At 42.8% G+C, this 22,285-nt stretch carries 22 protein-coding genes and 1 pseudogene; 5 read left to right on the forward strand and 18 right to left on the reverse strand.

All coding sequences use genetic code 11. From position 1 onward, the window contains the following. Positions 1–192: 192 nt before the first annotated feature. The 13 genes from QFZ78_RS12415 to QFZ78_RS12475 form a co-directional block, all read right to left on the reverse strand. Positions 193–714: a bacterial transcriptional activator domain-containing protein gene (locus tag QFZ78_RS12415; protein ID WP_307547857.1), complete on the reverse strand. Its 522-nt coding sequence runs from the start codon at positions 712–714 to the stop codon at positions 193–195. Between the two features lie 681 nt (positions 715–1,395). Next, positions 1,396–1,725: a GNAT family N-acetyltransferase gene (locus QFZ78_RS12420; RefSeq protein WP_307547858.1), complete on the reverse strand. Its 330-nt coding sequence runs from the start codon at positions 1,723–1,725 to the stop codon at positions 1,396–1,398. Between the two features lie 146 nt (positions 1,726–1,871). After that, positions 1,872–2,180 (reverse strand): hypothetical protein, encoded by a 309-nt coding sequence (locus tag QFZ78_RS12425; protein ID WP_307547860.1) that lies wholly within the window; start codon positions 2,178–2,180, stop codon positions 1,872–1,874. A 124-nt stretch (positions 2,181–2,304) separates the two neighbouring features. Next, entirely contained in the window at positions 2,305–3,096 is a 792-nt protein-coding gene (locus QFZ78_RS12430; RefSeq protein WP_307547861.1) for an SDR family NAD(P)-dependent oxidoreductase, read from the reverse strand. A gap of 185 nt (positions 3,097–3,281) precedes the next feature. Then, positions 3,282–4,292: an AraC family transcriptional regulator gene (locus tag QFZ78_RS12435; protein WP_307547864.1), complete on the reverse strand. Its 1,011-nt coding sequence runs from the start codon at positions 4,290–4,292 to the stop codon at positions 3,282–3,284. A gap of 2,065 nt (positions 4,293–6,357) precedes the next feature. Beyond that, positions 6,358–8,172, reverse strand: coding sequence for a glycoside hydrolase family 43 protein (locus QFZ78_RS12440; protein WP_307547866.1), 1,815 nt, complete (start codon positions 8,170–8,172; stop codon positions 6,358–6,360). A 170-nt stretch (positions 8,173–8,342) separates the two neighbouring features. After that, positions 8,343–8,477: a hypothetical protein gene (locus QFZ78_RS12445; RefSeq protein WP_307547868.1), complete on the reverse strand. Its 135-nt coding sequence runs from the start codon at positions 8,475–8,477 to the stop codon at positions 8,343–8,345. A 249-nt stretch (positions 8,478–8,726) separates the two neighbouring features. After that, positions 8,727–9,188, reverse strand: a complete 462-nt coding sequence (locus QFZ78_RS12450) for a GNAT family N-acetyltransferase (protein WP_307547870.1) — start codon at positions 9,186–9,188, stop codon at positions 8,727–8,729. Between the two features lie 657 nt (positions 9,189–9,845). Continuing rightward, on the reverse strand, positions 9,846–10,718 hold the full coding sequence (locus QFZ78_RS12455; protein WP_307547872.1) for a class I SAM-dependent methyltransferase: 873 nt from the start codon (positions 10,716–10,718) through the stop codon (positions 9,846–9,848). Positions 10,719–10,940: 222 nt separating this feature from the next. Continuing rightward, a complete protein-coding gene (locus tag QFZ78_RS12460) occupies positions 10,941–11,450 on the reverse strand; it encodes a GNAT family N-acetyltransferase (protein ID WP_307547874.1) in 510 nt (169 codons plus the stop codon). 271 nt (positions 11,451–11,721) lie between these two features. Then, positions 11,722–12,162 carry a GNAT family N-acetyltransferase gene (locus QFZ78_RS12465; protein WP_307547876.1) on the reverse strand — a complete coding sequence of 147 codons (441 nt, stop codon included), beginning with the start codon at positions 12,160–12,162 and terminating at the stop codon, positions 11,722–11,724. A 504-nt stretch (positions 12,163–12,666) separates the two neighbouring features. Next, positions 12,667–13,236: a class I SAM-dependent methyltransferase gene (locus tag QFZ78_RS12470; RefSeq protein ID WP_307555644.1), complete on the reverse strand. Its 570-nt coding sequence runs from the start codon at positions 13,234–13,236 to the stop codon at positions 12,667–12,669. Between the two features lie 9 nt (positions 13,237–13,245). Beyond that, on the reverse strand, positions 13,246–13,500 hold the full coding sequence (locus QFZ78_RS12475) for a hypothetical protein (RefSeq protein ID WP_307547878.1): 255 nt from the start codon (positions 13,498–13,500) through the stop codon (positions 13,246–13,248). Between the two features lie 260 nt (positions 13,501–13,760). Here QFZ78_RS12475 and QFZ78_RS38530 point away from each other — a divergent pair. Beyond that, a pseudogene (locus QFZ78_RS38530) lies at positions 13,761–13,955 on the forward strand (ABC transporter substrate-binding protein); the annotation flags it as partial. A 238-nt stretch (positions 13,956–14,193) separates the two neighbouring features. Here the strand turns inward: QFZ78_RS38530 and QFZ78_RS12480 are convergent. Next, entirely contained in the window at positions 14,194–15,201 is a 1,008-nt protein-coding gene (locus QFZ78_RS12480) for an aldo/keto reductase (protein WP_307547880.1), read from the reverse strand. 115 nt (positions 15,202–15,316) lie between these two features. Between QFZ78_RS12480 and pdxR the strand changes: the two genes are divergently transcribed. Then, positions 15,317–16,729, forward strand: coding sequence for a MocR-like pyridoxine biosynthesis transcription factor PdxR (gene pdxR, locus QFZ78_RS12485; protein WP_307547881.1), 1,413 nt, complete (start codon positions 15,317–15,319; stop codon positions 16,727–16,729). A 259-nt stretch (positions 16,730–16,988) separates the two neighbouring features. Here pdxR and QFZ78_RS38535 read toward each other — a convergent pair whose 3' ends face one another. After that, positions 16,989–17,348 (reverse strand): imm11 family protein, encoded by a 360-nt coding sequence (locus QFZ78_RS38535; protein ID WP_373461116.1) that lies wholly within the window; start codon positions 17,346–17,348, stop codon positions 16,989–16,991. A gap of 433 nt (positions 17,349–17,781) precedes the next feature. On the opposite strand from QFZ78_RS38535, the gene QFZ78_RS12490 reads away from it, so the two are divergent. Together QFZ78_RS12490 and map are read left to right on the forward strand one after the other, a co-directional pair. Beyond that, positions 17,782–18,366 (forward strand): TetR/AcrR family transcriptional regulator, encoded by a 585-nt coding sequence (locus QFZ78_RS12490; RefSeq protein ID WP_307547883.1) that lies wholly within the window; start codon positions 17,782–17,784, stop codon positions 18,364–18,366. Positions 18,367–18,373: 7 nt separating this feature from the next. Continuing rightward, positions 18,374–19,120: a type I methionyl aminopeptidase gene (map, locus tag QFZ78_RS12495; protein WP_307547885.1), complete on the forward strand. Its 747-nt coding sequence runs from the start codon at positions 18,374–18,376 to the stop codon at positions 19,118–19,120. A gap of 516 nt (positions 19,121–19,636) precedes the next feature. Here map and QFZ78_RS12500 read toward each other — a convergent pair. Continuing rightward, the gene (locus tag QFZ78_RS12500; protein WP_307547887.1) at positions 19,637–19,918 is read right to left on the reverse strand and encodes a hypothetical protein; all 282 of its coding nucleotides are present in this window, start codon (positions 19,916–19,918) and stop codon (positions 19,637–19,639) included. A gap of 306 nt (positions 19,919–20,224) precedes the next feature. On the opposite strand from QFZ78_RS12500, the gene QFZ78_RS12505 reads away from it, so the two are divergent. Then, positions 20,225–21,478: an ATP-binding protein gene (locus QFZ78_RS12505; RefSeq protein WP_307547888.1), complete on the forward strand. Its 1,254-nt coding sequence runs from the start codon at positions 20,225–20,227 to the stop codon at positions 21,476–21,478. Positions 21,479–21,638: 160 nt separating this feature from the next. Here the strand turns inward: QFZ78_RS12505 and QFZ78_RS12510 are convergent, their stop codons facing one another. Both QFZ78_RS12510 and QFZ78_RS12515 read right to left on the reverse strand, forming a co-directional pair. Next, positions 21,639–21,863, reverse strand: a complete 225-nt coding sequence (locus tag QFZ78_RS12510; protein ID WP_307547889.1) for a hypothetical protein — start codon at positions 21,861–21,863, stop codon at positions 21,639–21,641. A 46-nt stretch (positions 21,864–21,909) separates the two neighbouring features. Then, entirely contained in the window at positions 21,910–22,170 is a 261-nt protein-coding gene (locus tag QFZ78_RS12515; RefSeq protein ID WP_307547891.1) for a hypothetical protein, read from the reverse strand. Positions 22,171–22,285 lie beyond the last annotated feature (115 nt).

Genomic DNA, 22,285 nt, shown 5'->3' on the forward strand with positions numbered 1-22,285 from the left:
AATAAAGAAGAGGGCTTAACCTAAGTTAATAGAAAACGTCATTAGTTAAATAATAGAGAAGTTCTATATATACAAAGAAACCACCCATTGTCAGGAGTGGTTTTGTCTTCATATGTTGATGTATATTCGTTTTGCCCTGAGCAAAACCGCGTAGCATCAAGCCTCGCGGTTTTTTAAAACTATGTAATTAACTTATTTTCTGTCAAATCGGCTTACCAACATCTCGTATAGCTGTGTTAGTTCCTCAGAAGGACGAATGCCAAGCTCCCGGCTAAGAAGCCGAGCATAACCGGTATACAGAACGGTCAATCCTTTTTTGTCCCCGGTCTGGTTGCGTATCGTCATCAGCAGACGTACAACAGATTCGTCAAACGGATAGCGCTCGTTCAGCTTGAGCAGCAGCTTGGACGCAGCATTCATATCCCGCAAGGAAATTAGCGCTGCGGCAAGCTTTACTGAAAACGACGCATACAACCTTGCATAGCGCTCCGTTTCGAAAGTGGCCCACACATAGGCTTTGTCCCCGAACAGATCGCCTGTATACAGCCATTCGATTTGCATCGCTCTATCCACATTCGAGGCATCAATGGATTCTAGCTTCTCCGCTTGCTTTTCGAATTCCACGTAATCGATTACGGGATCCTTTAATTCGAGCACGTAGCCATCGTTCTCCGAGCGCACGACCTCGCGCATGCCAAGCGATATGTTAGTCATTATTCTATTTGCGCTTGTGTTTCAACAACAGGTTGACATTTATCTAAATTTAAAATATAACTTGTACGGATTCTTCAACCATGGAGTTGACTGGCTGTCTCTAATCCCTATATTGGGCTTATTCCCGGCGGCCATTCTTATCTTTTTTAACTTCTATCCTTGGAATAACAGGAAACGATCTATCATTTACGTTTTTTGTGTAACTGTCGTACTCATTGTATTTGAATATTTCTCGCTTCTTTCCGGTTACTTTTATTACAATGGGTGGAAGTTATGGTGGTCTGTAGTTGAATATCCATTTCTTCTTTACATCAATATTATGTTCTTTATATTTTATAAAAGTATTAAAGATCATCGCCTCAACCGGCATGACGCCAATTCACGTTAGTGTTCAAGGAAAACAAATATTAGACTGAACCCAATAATAGAAACAACGGCAGCCAGGGACGTGAAATAAAGTCCTAGAAGCCGCTGTTTTATTGAACTAACGTTCACCGTTAGTTCAATAAAATTCAACTGACTAATCCATCTAAGCCACGCTAGTATATGTTATCAGAAGATAATGCCTTCTTCTAATCAGCTACTATAATATCTCTTTTCTAAATGATATTAGCCTCAGTTGCTCATCGAAGTTATTACATTTAGATAATTCAACATCAAAGAACTCGTCGTCTCTTTCATTCATTCGAATTGGTTTACGTGGCTATGAAGATTCCCTTCACGACATTTTTCAACTAGCTTTTGAACTATTTCAGTTCCAATTCCTTGTTTTTGATAACTTGGATGGACGACGATACCGCATATACAGGCATTAATCACACCATCTGAGATCACACGTCCAGTACCTATTAATTTCTCTTTTTCGTAAGCGTTAATGACATACCAGCTTTGGACTACTGCTTTTTCTAAATCTTCCTTTGATAATTGCAGATAACTATTCCAGTCTACGGAATCATAAAGCTCAAACAGATCAACACAATTGGATAAATGGCTACTATAGTGAAAATCCACAAGAACCTCTCCTTTTGACTTCTCTTAAATGCATAGCAATAACCATACACGTAGCCCTTTTCGATTGAACTATCGTTCTGCGTTAATCGGAACGACTTGTCCTTTCTTTTATGACAAGTATCTTGGGCCAGAATTTCCGCCTCTACTTACATACTTTTTAGTTCTTCTTTTGAGACAACACGCCAACCGTGTCCTTTAAGTTTGTCTAGATAGGTTTCTACTTTAATGTCTTCCATTTCCAACACAAGTGGTTGTAGAGAAACATAGCATTCATTTGAATCATAATGGATAGTAACTTTTACAACTTCATATCCATTATGGAATCCTGGGTCATCTATTATGTCCCCTTTAACAGGACGAATATTAGATTCAAATGTTTTCATCACAAATTCCGTTTTGTTATGTTCTTTTTGTTCTTTCACCGATGAAATAAAAATCATTAAATTAATTTTCATTGATTTCCCCTTCTTATGGTCAAAGTTATATAATAATTTTCACCCTTTACTTCAATGAAAAAAAGTAATGACGCGATCTGCTTTGTTTAACGTTCTCCGTTCTATAGTCGAAATAGAGTTTATGTTAAAAAATTGTAGGCACCATGCCCCCGTCCATACGGATCGGAGAACCTCTAAATGCGGATGCATAAGGGCTGCATACGAATGCAGCCAGCCTGCCTATTTCAAAAGGCTTGATAAACCGCTGTATTTCGGATTGGGGCAGGTTTGCAGCCATAAATTTTTTCTCTTTTTCCGAAAATGCCATCTCATCAGGAAACAAACTTTCAATGATTTGATATACATTTTCGGAAAGCGTTGGTCCTGGCATGATTGTATTGGATGTGACTTCCGTTCCTATCGTTAGTTTAGATAAGATTTTTGACAGTGACAATAACATGGATTTGGTCATACAATACTGAGGCATTTGCCCTGAAGGCATAATCGCTTCTTCACTTGCAATAAAGATTATTCGTCCATAATTGCTATTCAACATTTTAGGCAAATAAAATTTGGATAATCCATTGGCGGCAAGGACATTCGTTCGGAAGTATTTTTCCCATACTTCATCGTCAACGTCCTCATATGACATGATTTCATAAATACCCATATTGTTAACCAGAATATCGACATGGGGATATTTCTCAAATAAAGCTTCTCTTTGCTGCATATCCACAATATCGGCTGTAGCATTCTGAGGAGAGGTAGCCGTGAACTCCGATTTCAATTCATTTACGGTTCGTTCTACCTCTTCATTATACCGTCCATTAACGAGGACATTGACGCCTTCTCTGGCAAGTTCAATGGCAATTGCTTTCCCTATACCTTTCGTTGATCCGGTTACTAAAGCTGTTTTGTTCCTTAATCCCATATCCATAACATATGTCTCCTTTATTATCATTCACGGCAAGTTGAAAATTCTTGTGCTCCGGATAGAGATAATATTACTTTGTCTGGATCGTTCGGTAACTAGCGTACAACGCCAAATTTCTTGTTTAACCCGCCAATTAATGAAACCCGGAAAAATGCTAGCCCTACGTGGAAGGGGTAAGGATAGGGATTCTATGATGGCTGGTTTGCCCTTAAATATTCGGAACGCCAATTTGAAGGAGTATCGCCTTCCCAAAGGCGAAAGGCGCGGTAAAACGAGTTCTGGTCTTCATATCCAATTAAGAAAGCCACTTCTTTTATATCGAGTTTGGGATCTGCCAAGTATTCACAAGCCTGTTCATGCCGAGCCTGTGTCAACAGCTGCTTGAAAGTTGTGCTTTCGTCGGTAAGACGGCGCTGCAGTGTACGATCGCTCATGTCCAACTCGCTCGCCACAGCCCGAATGTCAAGGCGCCCTCCGGCTAGGCTGCGCTTCAAGATCCACTTGACCATCTCGGGGATTGAACGGCTGCGCTGTTCATCCAATGATCGATCCAATACGGGAGTCAGGATCTCCAGCAACTCTTTGTTATACGAAATAAAGGGGCGGTCCAGATCTCTTCGGTGCAGCGTCAATCGGTTATTGGTTGCACCAGTCCGGATAGGGCACCCGAAGTAAGCTTCAAGGGCTTTTACATCGCCCAACGACTGAGAAATTTCCACGGATCGTGCAGTTAAATGCTGGCCCGTGCCCCGTCGCCCAAGCTCTAGAAGAAAGGCCAGCGTGGTTCCTACCAACACTGACGGTCCGGGTTGCTCGCTACGCATCCATTCCAATTCGATTGTACAGCGCTCGCCCTCTTCGGTTATACGCAAGCTTTCCGGAGGGCACAGTTGTTTGTACCGGGCCATTCGATTAAGGGCGTCGCGATAGTCACGAGCATGGTAGGTCGCTAAGACGGTCGGTGGGTATTGTGTCGTTTCAAAGACGGTTACAAGCTTGATGATTCCGAAGGCAGTGTCACCAACGAGTTCGGAGTATGCTTGCCAGATTCTGAAATATTGGTCGGCGGTGGCTCCAGCTGGTTCTGTTATAATGGTGAGCGGCAGCCGCGCTTTGCGAGCTACGTCGTGTGGGGCAATTCCCAATTGTTGTAATCCCACCCAAAATCCCGGCGGGAATTTTATACGGTCAGATTTCATTACGTATGGATCTCCTTTAGTTGCTTACCTATTCGTTCCGGTTATTATTAAGTATACATAAGAATGCTCTTATCTTCATTAAAGACATGAAGCCGCGCAGCCCCGTTGACTTAAATTTTTCTTCACAAAATTTAGGGATGCATATATGTGCACTTTAATCCTTATGACACGGGAATCGGCTGTTTGAGAGGAAAAATTTAGATTATACTGTATTAAAACAATACGAAGAATTAAGAGAAATTGCGCCTGACACTTTATTTTCACAGAACTCTAAGAACGATACTTTGTTCTTGATCTATTTCAGGAAAGTAGAATGGACAGCACATCTTAATCCCTCATTTCTTGATCGATCCCCTATTACAATCCACTTATTCCCATTATCCTGCCCGTTAGTTCAGACGCCATTACAAGTCTTATGTAGTGTAGTGCTTAGGAAAAAAGTAAATAAGGCCATCATTGCCTTCTCTTCTGTAAACTCAATCAAAATACATTTCTGATCCAAAGGAGGAAAAAGTAAATTGGCTTGCCTTAGATCAGTTTGATAGTTTGTATGAAGATTTTAATCTGAAGGTTCATAATGAAAAAAAGGCACATGCCTGTGCCCTTTTCACCTATCTGTTATTGTCTGATAACTAAAATATCACGAGGAGGTCTACCGGTACTTTGGATCTGTTGAATTTGGGAATTTGTAAGGTTGCGTCCTACTAAAATTAAAGAAGAAGTTAGATTATTGAAATTACCTAAATTCGACACGTTTTGGCGTCCACGAAATATGCGAATGGATCCCTGGAAGTTAATTCGTGAAAACAAAACTAGTGTCACAGAATCTGTGGTTGAAACATTTCTTAGACGGAAACTGGAAAGAACGTTATCAAAACGAAATGCTCCCAAATCTCGAACTGCTACACCTCCACGTCTAAGAACAATCCGCCGATTTGTAAAATTATTGCCAGAGAAAAGTTGGAGCCTTACGTCTGTGTTTGCCAAATCTATCACCCTTTCTTTTGGAATGATATATTCTATGATAGATTCATAAGAAAGGTTTGGACAAATATGCGTGGCAAACAACCGTTTTCCTGTATATAACTGAATGGAACAAAATGAATACGGATGAACATGGGAGAGCGACTGAAAGTGAAAAAAGCCCCTGATAGGGGCAAATTTAAAGTAGCCGATCTTCATTATCCTAATTGATTCGATCAGCTTTGTTGAAAGATGTAAGACCCGCTATACATACGTTTCAGTTAGTTCTTGTATCATGTGCTCATTAGTTCCTTACACAATTAAAATTATTTTTCTGCAGTTCCACGTAAACTCTGCTAACTCAACTATATTTCTGCGTTAGTTGAATAAACAATGTCTAATGAAAATAATGTTTTAGACTGGAGTTATTAATATAACTTGATTTTTCCAGTATAAATTCGGCAGCCTTCGCAAAATAAGTTTTAGACTGGTTCAATAAAAGAAACAGCAGCCGAATAAGACGTGAAAATTAAAGTCTTAGACTGCAGCTGCTGTTTCGGCCTGTGATTGTACTAACGTTTCCGTTAGTTCAATCATTTTTGAGCATAATCGCGCAAAAAAAGCCACCGCCCGAGAGGTTTTGGCATTTCAATATCGATATGAAGGAGTCTCCAAATTTGCAAAGACCTTATTCAAAATGGGGCCATAGCCATCCATGCCCCTCACGGTGCACCACGGAATACTGAAAAATTCGCATATTGATCGTTACTTTCAGAGTAGTTCAATGATTCCTGAAGTAATAGAAAATAAATCCCTACTGATCAAACCGATCAGCGGGGATTTATCTTTTGCTGCAGCTATTAATTCATTCGTTTTATAGCAATTATCGAAAAGGTGACAGGGTAACGTCCCTTTTGAAGAAATTTATATATTGGAGTACTCCCTACGCACCAAAAATAAAGTCATCTCGATCCATACCCCCAACTTAATTCGCCACAAACCCGCACCACGAAATATTCATAAGATTAATCAGGTTACATATAATGTGTTTTAGTTTTATATGCGGGGGAGGCGTTTCGCCGCCCCGTTTGTGCAACATCCTCTACAGCTGCACCTGCTGCATCAGCCCATCTTCGCCGAAGGTTAGCGGGTCTATGCAGACTTCGCGATGATAGCCTTTTCCTTGTGTAAACCGGGTCAGCGGCGTGACAAACCGGTGATACGCAATCCAATACTTATCGGCGCCCGGCTCCTGGAGAATAGAATGATGAGCGGTGCCAAGCATATCCTTTTCCTTATTTTTGACAAGAACCGGGTAGCGGTAAGTTACCGGCCCGTAAAGATGCTCTGCCGTGCCATAGTTCACGTGGTAATCCTCGCTGCCAGTGTCGTCGCAAGACCACGTGAAGTGATATTCCCCGCCTCGCTTGAGAACGGTGACCGCCTCCCGGAAGTCGTGCAAGCCGACAAGATTCTTCATCGTATGCTCAATTACGGATACCATATCTTCGCCGAGCTGTACGATTGCAGGGTGTGCATTTCCAAACAGCAGGTAAGCCGTACCGTCATCCTCAATAAAGACGGATGGGTCAATGGCCTGGCCCATGGCGATTCCCAGACGCTTCATCTGTTCCATGGTAATAAGCGGCTCCGGTTGCGCACGAAACGGCCCTGCCGGAGTTTCGGCAACCGCAACACCTATTGCGCTCACTTCGCTTTCCATTTTGCCACAGAAATAGAAGTAATATTTACCGTTTTTGCTGGAAATGGCCGGAGCCCATGCGCTGCCGACAGCCCAGGTTACGTCTTCCGTCGCAAGATCTAGAATCACGCCTTCGTCTTTCCAAATACGCATGTCAGCGGAAGAAAACGCATGAAATTGCGTGCCCGACCAGCCCGTTAAGCCATCGGTTGTGGGATATAGGTAATAACGGTCGCCGAACTTCGCAAGATCTGGGTCGGCGAATTGTCCGGGCAGCACCTGATGCCCATCGCCGAACGCCGCCAGAAGGCGGTTGCATTCATCATCGGTAATCGGGAGGACACCGCCATGGCGTTTCTTGGTTTTCCCCAAATCGAACGACCCTTCCGGCAGAACCCGGAATTCACCGCTTTCAAGGTCGGAGGTCAGTAGGGGAAGGTAACCCTTTCCTTCCGCAAAGCGATCCACAATAAGGCACCACTCCTTGCGGTCGCCTAGCTTATAAATTTGCGGGCCTTCCACTCCTAACAATTCTTCCAAAACCGGAGCGTTCAGACTGGTGAATGAGTCTTTATCCAGTGATGTGCCTTTTTCGACCCGGATATTCTTCGTCGTTTCATCCTTGGAAAAACGGTAATAGGCACCATTGTGGGCAATTATTGTTGTGTCAATGATATGGTTCTCCCGTTCAATATACTTTTCAGAGACTGTAAAGCTGCGAAAATCCTTGGTGCGAGCACTATAGATTTTTTGTTTCCGCTCTTTTTCATGCGGTTCCTGCGTCGCGGAGGCCCAAAACACCAAGAAATCGTCCGAGGCTTCGTCATAAATAGCCTCCGGCGCCCAGACGCAGCCGGCACCCGGTACGCCAAGCGTGACTGCCCATGGTGAAGACCAATGCACCAGGTCGGCGGATTCCCAAATGATAATGTCGCGGCTTCCTTCAGTCGCCGCAGCGGACCAGCCCTTTCCGTTTGCAATGCGGAGATCCGTGGCAATCAGATAAAACTTGTCCTCCTTGGGCGAGCGCACTAAAAACGGATCCCTCACGCCCTTTTCCCCCAGTTCGGAACGCAGAACCGGCAAGCCCGCGTTCAGGTCTTTCCAATGCAGGCCGTCCTCACTGTAGGAGAAATAGACCTGCTCGCCGTCAGTCTGTTCCCCGATAAAATGCACCAAAAGATAACCTGAATAGTTGTAATTATGTACTGACAAAATAAAGCCCTCCTTGCTGCGATTAAGACGCATAACTTGATGTATTTTGAAGTCTGATTCTATAATTGTATCATATACCATAACTGTTCAGCACCCTAAATACTGCGGGGGTCCGCTGCATGAGATGACCATGGAAATCCGTCGTAAAATTGCAGTGGTGTCGCCATAACTCAAGCTCGTGGAGCATGTGCGGCCATTGCGAGCGCCATGAGACGCAAACGCCGATCCTCACGGTCACGGTCGATTATCAGATGGAGGTTGGCACTTGGTGACAGCTTCGCTGGTACTACCCCATGTTGGATCACGAAATACTCCCTATTCTTGATCATTATCTCTCTCCCCCTTGAGGAAGAGTGTCTGCTGTTTATGGGGAATTTTCAAGTGCCGTTATTAGAAATTGTTGCGTTTCACTGCCCGGTAGCGGAATAGGCCACCGAATTTATTATCGGTAGCCTGCTAGATCTAGTTATGAAGCTATCCTTCTTACGTTAGCTGAACGACCAGACCTTGGTGAAACTAAATAATGATAAAGAGAAAATGAATATCCAGCTCCTCTAGGCAGTTATTAATACCCATTCATATATACATTTTTGACGTTCACCTTCTTGATACATGTCATTATGTGGAGGTAGGTCAACTATTTCAATAAGTTTTGCACCAATATATACACATGTTTTTCTTGATGGTTCATTGTCTGGATTACAAGTAATGATTATTTTTTCCATACCATGTGCTACTGCTACTTGCTTAATTAGATTACAAGCCTTTGCTGCATAATGATTACCTCTAAATCTTTCGATTACTGAGTAGCCGATGTGTCCACCAAAATAAAGTTTTTCATTATTGCCAATTCGAACAACAATCTTTCCCGCCTCTTCCGATGAGCCGTTTAAGACAATATTGTATTTATAAGCAGGGACGAAACCCTTTTCTTCATCTGCTGGAACTCTCTTTTCAATAACCAAATCTATTTCTTCACCACTTATGAAGTCAAAACCCAGAAATTTAAAAGCCACATTCATCCCTCTTTTGCCCCATAAATTAAATTATGAAGAGATTGATTCATCCACCACCTGTGGGTTCATTATCTGAAATGTACTCACACTCATAAATTTTAACATAATATTCCACATACCAGAATTGAAAAGTCCGGGAATCCTTATGTAGTTAAACTGCCCGTTAGCGCAATGCCGCTTAGCCCGATCCCGCACCTCGACTCGGCGGTTGCCTCCCAATGGCATACGTACAAGCAAGCACTATGTACCGAACATATATTTATACCGTAGTGAAAAATCACCTGAGGGGAATGAGTAAAACATGGGATATGGTGTAGCAGCAGAAGGTTATGGTATGGGTCGTAACGTAGCATTCGTCTTGGTTCTTTTTATTCTTTTGGTAATCATCACATCAGCTTTTGCAATTTAGGTTTCTTAATCCATCAAGAGAAAAGGCTACGAGTGGTCAAACCTCTCAATGCCTTTTCTTCATATTTGGATCAAGAAAAACAAAAACGGCCTATCGCAAAATTCATGCGAACACGGGCCGTTTTTGTTTATTTTAAATGAGGGGGTAACGAATGAATGAGTATGCAGATTGCGTGCGCTGGGTAATATCAATATACGATCAAGTTGATGGTTCCGCATTAGGTCGATTCCCCATTTTGATTACCCATTTTAGGCAAACTTTAGCGGCAGTTGGACTGTATGAATCGTCGCGTCCGTGTTTTTATGAGATCCGGGCATCCGATTTATAATATTTGGATAGTAGTACCAGATGTATTCAATCCAAGGTGGTGCTATATCTGCAAAATGTCCCCAACTGCCAGGCAATGACTCAGGATCATTACTTTTAATTTCAGAGAAGTAAGCAAGAAGAAACCCTTCATTAATTAATCCATTCATAATTCTGCTTAATGATTGCCTGTATTCTCTCGGCTCTTGTATTTTAATAGGGGACTTGGACTGATCATACACCCACTCTTGATCTGGATAAGATGTCACAGTTTCTTCTTCATAGGGATGTTTTAATGTGTATCCATCCCCATTCCAGTCATTGTGAGTTAACCCTGAGAAGAAAGGATTAGCACACATTAGATGATATAGCCCACCCGCTTTGAGAATACGAGATACTTCATGAAATACCACTCGTGAATCTGGAACAAATGTAAGGGAATACGGATGCCAAACTATATCAAATGAATCACTGTCGAAACAAGATAAATCCCGCATGTCACCTTGAAATAAACTAATGGCAACCCCATAATGTTCTGCTGCAGCCTTATCACGTTCTAATTGGGATGGGGAAATGTCAAAGACCGAGACAAAGGCGCCTAGCAAAGCAAATGCAACTGACTGCTGTCCTCCACCACTTGCCAAACAAAGAACAGTCTTTCCGGATAAATCCCCTTTAACTCCTAGCCGATCCAATCCCAAATAATCACGAGCTGTCTCTTTATCAAGATCAAGCTTTGGACGCGTGAACAAAGCATTTGCTTTAGCCAACGCTTCCCAACGTGCGAGATTATATAAATAGATATCATCTTTCATACCCTGCACCACCTGAATCAATATTAATATTGATTGTATCATCTAATTAATTTCAAGTATCGGTAGAGATCTATTTTACTCAACAATCCTGCCAGTAAAGCAGCCGAACGGTTTTGCTGGCTGCCGTCGCGTCGATTCAACTAACGTATCCGTTAGTTTAACGGTCAAGTACAAACATGCTACTCAGAGTACACGAAAAACCATATGAAGAACTCCTTATTTTCATTTAGATTTTGTCAGAAACAAGACCAAATCATCATCTACACGAACTTGACTTCCAGGTTCGACAGGCATGTTATTGTATATTATTCCTCTACCATCGGGGATGAAACCACGCTTTATGTAAAGCCTTTGTGCAGTTCCATAGTCAGCATATAGCCCAAATCCAATCCCAATAGTATTCGACTTAGCGAAAGCATTTTCTTCAAGAGCCTTAATCAATATACTTCCTATACCACGTTTCCTAAATGGCGGGATGACGTCAAAGTTTTGAATTTCAGGTATGCCGTTTTCAACAAAATAAGGATATTTAGATTTATATACAACATGTCCCCATCCTACAAACTCACTCTCATAAAACGCTAAGAGTGTGACTCTTTCTATACTTTGGTTCTCTTCCCAGCATCTCTTAACATAATCACGAGGTTTGCTTATGTCATGACCAGACAACCCCTTATATATCAAATCAATGTCATTCTGTGTCATCGGACGGATTCGAATGGGTATACTCATAACCGTGACGTGTTTTCCTCCCAAGTATTAAGATGAACCCAAATAATTGCCTAACTATCTAACATGATAGCAAATTAATTTGGATTAGATTGGTAAAGAATAACTATTGTTAAACTTTTCCAGCTCGTTACTTTAATGAAAGAGGAGGAGCTGCATCGCTTCAAGCTCCTCCACTACCGTTCTGCGTTAGCTAAATGCCCTGGTTTACGGTTCCACACGCTAGTTTTAGGGCTATCCTTTGCTGGACTGCCCTTTGTTAGGGTGCAGCACGTTACGTCAGGTGCATAAAAATGGTCTCCATTGCTCCCCAAGGTGCTTCTTTCTCATCTGCCTTCATGAAGCCATATTTTTCGTACAAATTAATATGGTCACTGATAAGGTATACTTTATCAAAACCCAGTCCCTTCGCGTATGCCAAGGCAGATAAAATCAACTTTTCGCTTAATCGATTGCCTCTGTACTGCTCTCCCACAAACACGAATCCGATATAAGGTGAATAGGCAATATCAGGTATGCAGTCGGTTTTTGCTAAAGTGCAATAACCAGCAATGTGATCACCATCAAGTGCGGCAAAAACTCTTTCCCAGTCTGAAAAATCGCATTCTTCCATTTGTTTCGCTAAAGTGGCTCCTGCTCTCCATGAACATTCTTGCGCATACTCAGCAACGACTTGCCACAACTTATCGCTATATATAAGCGATTCTATTTGCACAGATACTCCCTTTCTTAAAGGCAGCCATCCGCTGGATAGCCCTTTGTTTATTATTTTACTAATTGCTTTCCGTTATCAAAACAGTGTTTAACTCTCCTCCCCTCCTATTCATAACTTAACAATACAACACTTGATATGAGCTAACATGGTAAAAAAGGATTATACGAAAACATCACCATCGATAGCAGCGTGACGAACGTCTGGGTCATGTTCATCGCAGCTAAACCTGATTGCCAACTTTCAAGAAGTGGGTCTACCATACATAGTCTCCCGTAGTGCAATTTCTTATTACGACGCTCATAGTGCATCTCCATCTCATACTTCTCACTATATATGCACCTTCCTTAATGACCTTAAAATTCCATTAAACTGCCCGTTAACGCAATAGGCCACCGAATTTATCACCGGCAGCCTGATAGATCTTGTTATGAAGCTGTCATTCTGCGTTAGCGCAATAAACAACAATAATAGGGATTGCCTTAAATACAGCAATCCCCGTTTCCTTTATCCTTTTGTAGCTACAACCATAATTTCAATTTCATCTAAACTAATGTTTTGACGCTTCCAATTACCTGCCGTGCCGCCCCAAATGTTCTCAACCTTCAGACCTACCTGAGAAAACATCTGTTTCAATTCAAAAGGGAGGTATCTACGTTCCTTAACCTCAACCTGTTTTCTCCCTTCGGGCAAATCCCATTCATCCATATAATGCTCAACCATGGTTATAGGATTAAATCTGCCGGAATCAACGTTCTCCTGAGTAAGTTTGCGAATTTTAGAATATGCATTCAAGGTTGTAAGTACAAAGTGACCCGTTGGCTCCAGTGCGTCAGAGATATTTTTATTTGCCAAATCATGTTCAACTGGCTCCTCATCTCTACCAACTAAACCAAAAGCCCCTTCGCAAAGACAGATAACAGCGTCAAACGACTTTGTTGGTGAGTATTTTACCGCATCACAATGAATCCATTCGACATTTACATTCGCTTCACTTGCCATTTTTTTAGCTTCCAAAAGCATTCCTGATGATATATCGACTCCAGTGACCTTGTAGCCACGCTTTGCCAGTTCGATGGAATGTCTTCATACTATAAGGTGTTTAAAACAATTCATATTGGTGTGTACTAACTCTTTTGTCCCCATGATATTTATCTCTCTCATCTTCTCATAAATACTACGCATTTCTTCCATGGTAAAAGTAATGTTTGCAATTGCATTCCCGTTGATTATCAAATCTTTTGTAACCGTATCTTGATAGGTATTTATTTCATTTTTAGTAACCTCTCCATAACCGAAACGAACCATGAAATCAAAATTGTTGGGCATTTCTTTTGGCATTTGGTTCTGTCCCTCATCGACTACCTTATGCCCGATATTAGAGCTTGCCCCCAAATTTGTATTCGTGCCACCCGTAAAACCGGGAAATATTTATTAGATAAATTTCCAAAAACAGGTGAGTCCACTGGCTGTGGAGTTAAGAGGTACGGAAAGGTCAACACCTTCCATAGGGTTTGCGTGATGTTATATTGATGCGCAAAAATTTTCGATTTTTAGATAGCGCTAATGCTGATTTTACTTTTGCAAAGGTAAAAGAAGTGATGAAAAAGTTTCTACAAGAAAGTGGAAGGGAAATTCGGGTTCTATATTCACACAACGATGATATGACTCTAAGCGCACTTGAAGCGATAGAAGAGTATGGCTTAATTCCAGGAAAAGATATCGTTGTAGTTACGGTCGATGGGACGCGTAAAGCACTCGAGAAAATGAATGAGGGGAAAATCAATTTCGTTGTTGAATGCAACCCTCTGTTGGGTCCTAATCTCATACAAGCTGTTAAGGAAGTATTGAAAGGAAGCACACTGCCTAAACGAATTGTTACGCCAGAAAATGTGTTTACACAGGTAACAGCCGCGAACGAGATCAACTCTCAAGTTATTAAAGTAAATGCGCAGAACCAACCATTTCGCACAGAAAAAGGCTGCCAATGCAGCCCTTCAACTTGTTCTGTTGTGGTTCAGCATAACGAGATATTCAATGCTTTGAATGAATGGACTGCTCCGTCATCAATTGTTGGATTTGCTGCACCTGAGTTTGGGTTAACGGACCGAATTCTAATGCTTTCGCGTTCTCTGTCACCTGTTTCACTTTGCGGAAACCTGGGATAGGAAGCGTCGTTTCGCTTCTCGCCCAAAGATAAGCTAGAGCACCTTGGGTGAGTGTCCGGCCATTCGAGGTCAAAATGTCTCGGATGCTCATCAATTGGCGGATCATCGTCGAAGAAGGCACGCCATCTTTGAAATAAGTCAACCAATCTAAATCGTTTCTGTGCCGGATATCCTTAGGGTCTGCGACAGTCACTACATCGGAGTATTTGCCTGTCAACAGACCCATTGCAAGAGGTCCTCGATTGATGCTTGCCAAGTGATGTTTCTCACAGAGTCGTATCATTTCGGCATTATCAAGAAATAGATTCATATCATGCTGAATGGCTGCACAATACGGGCTTTGAGCAAAAAATCGGGCACGGTCCGGTAAATCGGTAGACCAGCCGAAAAAGCGAATTTTGCCCTCGGTTACAAGCTCCTCGAGCACTTCCAAAACCTCTTGAGCCAGATGTACCGGATAATCGCCCAGATGGAATTGATACAAGTCAATATAGTCGGTGTCAAGTCTTCGCAACGAAGCCTCGCAGGCTTGTTTGATGTAAGCGCGGCTTGCATTTTGGCCAGTAGCCTCCTTGGTCTGCTCATTCGTAACAAAACCGAATTTGGTGGCAAGGGTCACCTCGGATCGCCGACCCTTTAATGCCTGGCCGATCACCCGCTCACTGTGTCCTGCACCATAATTATCCGATGTGTCGATAAAGGTAATGCCGTTGTCAATCGCACAGTGGATCGCGGCAATCGATTCTTGATCATCGACATCGCCCCAGCCGAATGGCTCACCTGTTTGTGCATCATGCCAAGGACCTCCGATTGCCCAACCGCCTATACCCAGCGCGCTTACTTCTATTCCGGATCTTCCTAATTTTCGTTTCATTTTATTCCTCATCTCCTTTGTTCTTGTGTTCTAGTTCAGTATAATAAGAACTATTGGTAATCATAAGAGCCAAAAACCGATTCATTTTAGGAACCAATTAGGAGGGGAAGGATGATTGTTCGGATTTAATCCTACAGCAGGTGTTGGTTCCATAACAAAGCAATTATGCGCTTATTTACGCGAAAATATTGAGAACGGGGCGCTCGCCCCTGGTCTTCAATTACCGCCAACACGTAAGGCGGCCCAGGAGTTGGGCATAGCACGGAACATCGTGATCGAGGTTTACGAGCAGTTAACCGCAGAAGGCTATTTGTTTACCCACATCGGATCTGGAACGTACATCGCCGAAGACATTCAAACCTCGCCGGTTCGGTTGCCGCCGCCACCTCCAGTACCGCAGTCTTCGCCCCCCGACTTGGGTATGAAAGAGAACGAATATATCGATTTTGATGCGGGTACGCCTGATTTGAGGCATTTTCCACGCAGACTTTGGAGCAAGTATGTGCGGGAGATCATGGAAAATGGGCAGGACTTTGTGTTTGATTATGGAGACGTTCAAGGAAATAAAGTGTTTAGAGAGGCAATTGCACGTTATGTATACCGCGTTAAAGGGATTCGTTGCAGCGAAGACCAAATCATCATCACTTCTGGAACGTCGGATGGTGCTCTTCTGCTTGCGTCCAGCTTCTCGGCTCTTTTTCGAACGGTTTATGTGGAGGAACCAACGATTGGATTTATAGCTGATATCTTTCAAAGATTAAGCTATGAGATCTACCCCGTCCCAGTTGACAGTCAAGGCATGGTAATCAACGAGATTCCCAACTCGGACACCAGTGGTTTAATTATTCTTACTCCTTCCCATCAATACCCAACAGGCAGCATTCTCTCGATTCAGCGGAGACGACAGGTTGTAAAACTGGCTGAAGCAACGAGGCATTATATAGTGGAAGATGACTATAATAGCGAGTTCCGGCATAAGGGCAGTCCCATTCCTCCTCTTCAGATCCTGGCCCCCTCTCGCGTTATCTATGCAGGCACGTTCAGTAAAACGTTATCGCCAGCACTGAGAATTGGTTTTCTCATCGTTCCTCCCGCACTGATTGATCAAGTTGTTCAAACGAGGATCGATTTAAATCTGAGCACATCGGGCATCACCCAAGCTGCCTTAGCTCGCTTCATGGAGGATGGACATTTGGATCGGCATATCCACAAAATGAAAGGTATCTATAAAAAGAGGCGGATCTTCCTGACAGAGCAATGTCAACGTTTATTCAATGATGGAGCTCAGATTTTGGGGGATGAAGCAGGCATGCACGTTCAAATCGCATTTCGACCGGAGTTATACGGAAAAATCGATTGGCATCAAATAGATGCTTATGGTGTACGTCTTAGTTCGTTCGATGATTATGCAAGGAATAAAGGCCGGCATCCCGGTAAGATTGTTTTAGGCTATGGGAAGCTGAAAGAAGAGGAAATTGGCGAAGGATTACGAAGGATTCATTCGTTTATTGAAAAGCACAAGCTCTAATCTGAATAAACATGGGCAGCCGACCAGATGATCGACTGCCTTTTTAGCATTTATATGAATCCGTACGTGGACGCTATTCTGGAAAGAGCATTACAAGATATAAAAAGAAAGAACCAGCCCCTCCAAAAGAAGAAGCTGGTTTTTAATTCAGATGAAATGATCTTAACTATCCTGCACGTTAGTGTAATGAAGCTGCCGATCTGTGCTGGCAGCTTCGTCATGGAGCTATCGTTCTCCGTTAGTTGAATGCTCTTTGTATTCATTTAGACAATGTTAAACCAGTTTCTTTAAAAATGAATCCCTTTAAGGAGTGATCCTTTACCGCTTGTACAAATACATCTGAAACAAATACAGTGCTTTTTAGTCTTTCTGGTATTTTAAAGATGTGTTGATTCACTATTTTATCGCAATGAAAAAAATACTCTTCAATATTCATAATTTTACCAGAATTGAAATATTTGATCTTTGATTTTTGTTTATCGAATCCGTCAACAATGTTCAAAATATTAATTGCGTAAAACTTCTCTTTTTCATGCTTTAATGGTAATACTTGCGAAGTATTCTCTAAAAAATTAGCAAGAGCTGTAACCGCACGTTCTGAAAATATTGGTGCATTTATATCCCAACATTTCGGTGCTTTGTTCTGTAAGTATCAGGCTGTGAAACTTATCTGATACATTTGTCATTTCCCAAATTTGCATATCAATAACCCCTTATATAGTTTGAACCATTATATCAAATATAACTGGATATCTACCAGTAACTTCCACGCAAGCCTGCCCGTTACTTTAACGAGGCTGCCTATTCATGCCGGCAGCCTCGTCCTGATTTCTTATTGAACAAACGTTTCCCGTTAATGCTGCTACCGTCGCACACCCTACCTCCTCCGAAACTACCTGCCTGGAGTTCTGTCTTTGTTCAGTTCACTAAAGAACTTTATTTCAATTAAATAACTTTATTTCTCTAACAGATAATTTGCATATCCCTGCCCCATGCGTTACTATGTTTATATCGACAAATTTGCAGGTCTATACAAGGAGGTGTACGCGTCCATGTGCCCCCGTACCAAAGAACAAAATGAGCTCATCCGCATGCAGCGCAGTGAACAGATCCTTGACGCCGCCGCGCGCACCTACTTCCATACGGGCGGCAGCTTTGATATTCGCGACGTCGCCCGCGAGGCCGAGATCGGTTACGGCACGGTATACCATTATTACCCCAACCGACATATGTTAATAGAAGATGTGCTAGGCAGCGGCTTCGAGCGATGCGAGCAAGCCCTGGCAGAATGGGCAAACATCTACGGCGGCGGCCAGGATGATAGGCAGATGTTGACGTATTGCAAGGCGCTCCTCCGGCTGTGGCAGTCGGACGCCCGCGCATATCTCGTCTACAAAATGGCGGCGGAACATTATGCAGGCATGCCTGAGAGGGATCGGAACTCCACCAAGAGACGATTCATGGAACGGTTGTACGTTCCGCTCCAATCGATCGCCCAGCGCGAAGACGACAGCGTCGACCATATGCTTGCCGTGCTGGTCGGCTGCTGCGGGCTGCACTACTATGCGGGCACTTCCGAGCTGGACGTCGATCGAATCGCCAAACTCGCGATGCAAGCTATTACGAAGGAGTCCTGATACGAACATGGTCATCTTAAAAAGCAAGCATGAAATCGAGGCTATCCGTAAGGCATGCCAAGTGGTGGCCGAATGCCATCGCACGATCGCCCCGCTCATCAAACCGGGAATCATGACGAACGAGATTGAGCGCATTTTCGAGGACATTATCTTGAAGCACGGCGCCAAACCCTACACGAAGGGCTACAAGGGCTATCAATATGCGACCTGTGCCTCCGTCAACGACGTGATCGCACATGGCTTTCCTAGAGATAAACCACTTGAGGAGGGCGATATCGTGACTATCGACACGGTCGCGGAGCTCGACGGCTGGCTCGGCGATTCAGCCTGGAGCTATGCGGTCGGGAAGATCTCACCGACAGCCGAGAAGCTGATGCGCGTCACGAAGGAATGCCTTGACCTCGGTATCGCGCAGGCGCAGCCCGGCAATCGGCTCGGCGACGTAACGAGCGCCATCCAGCGGCATGCCGAATCGAACGGATTCGGCGTCGTGCGTGACCTACTCGCGCATGGCATCGGCCGGGACCTGCACGAGGCCCCGAACTATATGCATGTCGGCAAGCCCGGCAAAGGCCTCCGCATCAAGGAAGGCATGGTGTTCACGATCGAGCCAATGATCACCGAAGGCACCTACTTCATGACAATCGATCCGGACGGCTGGACCGCGCGGACGCTGGACCGCAAGCTCGCCGCCCAATACGAGCATACGATCGCCATCACGGCTGAAGGTCCACAAATCCTGACCGCGCAATAGAATAATTAGAAGTCGACCACGAGATGGTCGACTTCTTTTTTTCGTATTCGGCATAGCATCTTCCTTCATCCGATACATGCGTTTATCCGCTCGCTTATAGAGCTCAAAGGCATTTTTCGGAAAATGGCTGGATCCGATACTACGGTGATCGATAACTCGTTCCCGTCTTCAAGCCGAAGCAGGTTCGCGGACAGAGTAGCCTCAATGATCGTGATGAGGCTACTCTGTCCGCGATCACATGCCAGTACGATGATTTCATCTCCGGCGAACCGCGCGACAATATCGGAAACGCCGGCTGACTGACTATAACCGGGCTAGATGACGCAATGCAGGATCTCCCGCATGGATGGCCATGGGAGTCGTTAATCGAGCAATTCAGTCCTTTATTTCGAATGCGGTCCCATTGCCTTATTCTCTGAGGGAGCTGAATAGGCTGCCGGATTTATTGGCGGCAGCCATTCTGCGTTATTTGTTCAATTATCGATCTGTTGGTTTAATGTTTAGAGTCCGCTTGTTTTATAAACGTACCATACTGCTTTCACCTGAAAATAGCTCTAATTCTTTTGTAATTGTTTCTTTCATCTTAGTTGCACAGTTCTCACTACAAAGTGCAAAGATCCCATCCTGTCCATTTCTTTTTGCTTCTGAATCATCGGCCACAACTATTAAAGGAACACTTGTATTTCTAGTTTTTAAATATAATGAAATTATTCTTCCATCTTTCTCGTCAAAATCAACTCCCGAAGCAAACTTGACATTTAGACCGTAGCAGGGCCTCTCTTCTTTAATTTTCTTCATACACCATGAGCATCTTAGCATCACTAATGCCTCCTAATTCTTTAAAGACTTTTCATGCTTTTATTACTATAGTTCTGCGTTAGCGGAAAAAAGGCAACCCCTAGGGGAAACGCGCTGCGCATATGTGAAGGATCGCGGCAGATTGCCCTCTCGTCATCAGGTCTGAGGGGCAATGATTGAAACGTTGATCTCAACATTCTGATGTGAGCGAAAGTAGAAGGGAATTAGAAGAAATTGTCGAATTACATACAACAGCTACGAAAAAGAAAATGCTAGCACTTATTTAAAAAGGTGATGGAACGTAATATGAACGAAATCAAAGATTTGTTGCTGCAATTAGCGCTTATAACAATACTAATATTCACTTATCACATTTTTTTTGAGGAGAAGTCGAAGAGAAATAAAATCGAAAAGATCATCGCGTCCGCACTATGTGGGCTATCCATCCTCTTATGTATGTCCTTTCGGACTAATGTTAACTCCTATATCAGTCTGGATATTAGAATCGTCCCTTTACTGCTAGGGACGTTATACATTGGTACGAGAACAGGGTTATTTCTATCTGCGCTTATCATCCTATACCGACTTTTTCTTGGAATCGATCTGGGATTCTATAATACTATTCTGACAATCTTAACTGCCATGCCGGCTTTCTTATTCTTTCAAAAGATCTTCGTTAAAGGAAAGAAAAATAAGAGAATACAAATTGCGCTCATACTTTCCATATACTATTGTCTTGCTGGACTAACATGGTCTTCAATATTAAGAGGAGCTTCACTTAAGGTCTTTCAGGTACAGATAATTCATCTAATTTTTATTGTTGTGGTTGTATGGTTCTTCACTTCGTTAATCGAAAATATAAAGGAAATAATCCTAAAGAATCAGCAGCTGCAATCAGAGGCGGAACGGGTCCGGGTCATAAGTGATTTAACAAGCGTCTTCGCTTACGAAATCAGAAATCCAATGCAGATTACTCGAGGGTTCCTTCAGCTTCTAAATCAACCGGAACTATCTGATAAAATGAAGGAGTACATTAAATACTCTATTGATGAAATAGATCGTGCAAATGCCATTATTAATGATCTGTTGGCGTTTGGAAAACCAATAACAACCGAGAATCCACCGATTGAAGTGGCGTCCGAGCTACGTCGCTTAGAAAATATTATTCAAACCTACGCCTTGTCTCGCAATGTCGAGATAAAAGCGGTCTATCATGATGACTGTTGGATTCATGCTAATCCTCAGAAGCTGAATCAATCACTCATTAATATCCTGAAGAATGCTATTGAGTCAATGCCGAACGGCGGGACAATTTGGTTGACCTGCGCTCCAAAAATCGATGGGTTTATTGAGATAAGCGTTAAGGATCAAGGGATCGGGATGACAAAGGATCAGATTGATAAGTTAGGGTCACCATTCTACTCACTAAAAGAAAGTGGGACAGGTCTTGGTATGATGGTGAGCTTACAGATAATTCGCAATTTACAGGGAAAAGTGCAAATCAACAGTGAGAAAGACGTAGGGACAGAGTTTTCCATCTACTTACCGCAGATAAGTTAATAAGATGTAATAACAATCGCTCGCTAGTAATCAGCGGAGATGGAAATGACACGTAGCAGCGGAATCGGCTGCCGTTGTCGCGGCTGCCGGTTGCCTTTCAACTATTGTTCTTCGTTAGTTGAACTAACAATCTAATTCTAATCGATACTGTAAAAAGCCCTTAATCCGAGCCAGGCCTCGTACCAAAATGTTCAATGTTTTGTGGCACCGTCACTTCAATTGCTTCGCCATTTTTAACGACATAGACCTTCTTGTTCTCAATCTGGAGCTTATCTCCAAACCCAAAGACAATCTCAAAACAATACTTTTCAAAACTTTCTTCTCGTGTAACCGACCATTCTGACTTTTCGATTGAAGATCTTTTTTTGATATCTACGTCCTCCATGTGAGCCTCAGTTTTAGACCATAACATAACAGCTCGATAGGTGATATTATGGCATATTAGCTTCTCCCACGATTTCTTTTGTAAGGGGGTCAATTAGGATGTTTCCTTCTACTCCGTTAAGTAGGTATCCAACATTCCAATAAGGAGTTAATTTGAACCAAACTATTTCAGTACCAGTTACAACGTAATTACTTTCTTCACCATGAAACGCAACAGAAATAGCTTCTTTTTTTGCAGAAGAATAACCCAAAAAAGCTATTATAACAATGAGAATGAATATAATAGATAATTTTATTTTCTTTCTCATAAAGACCCCTTTTTTAAATGAACTTGGCATTATGAACATTTAATAATGTAATTTCAGTCAATCAATGACTATTACCATTTTTATGTAAATGTCTAAGCGAAGGTAGTACCACTAG

The organism is Paenibacillus sp. V4I5 (assembly GCF_030817255.1).
GTDB lineage: Bacteria > Bacillota > Bacilli > Paenibacillales > NBRC-103111 > Paenibacillus_E.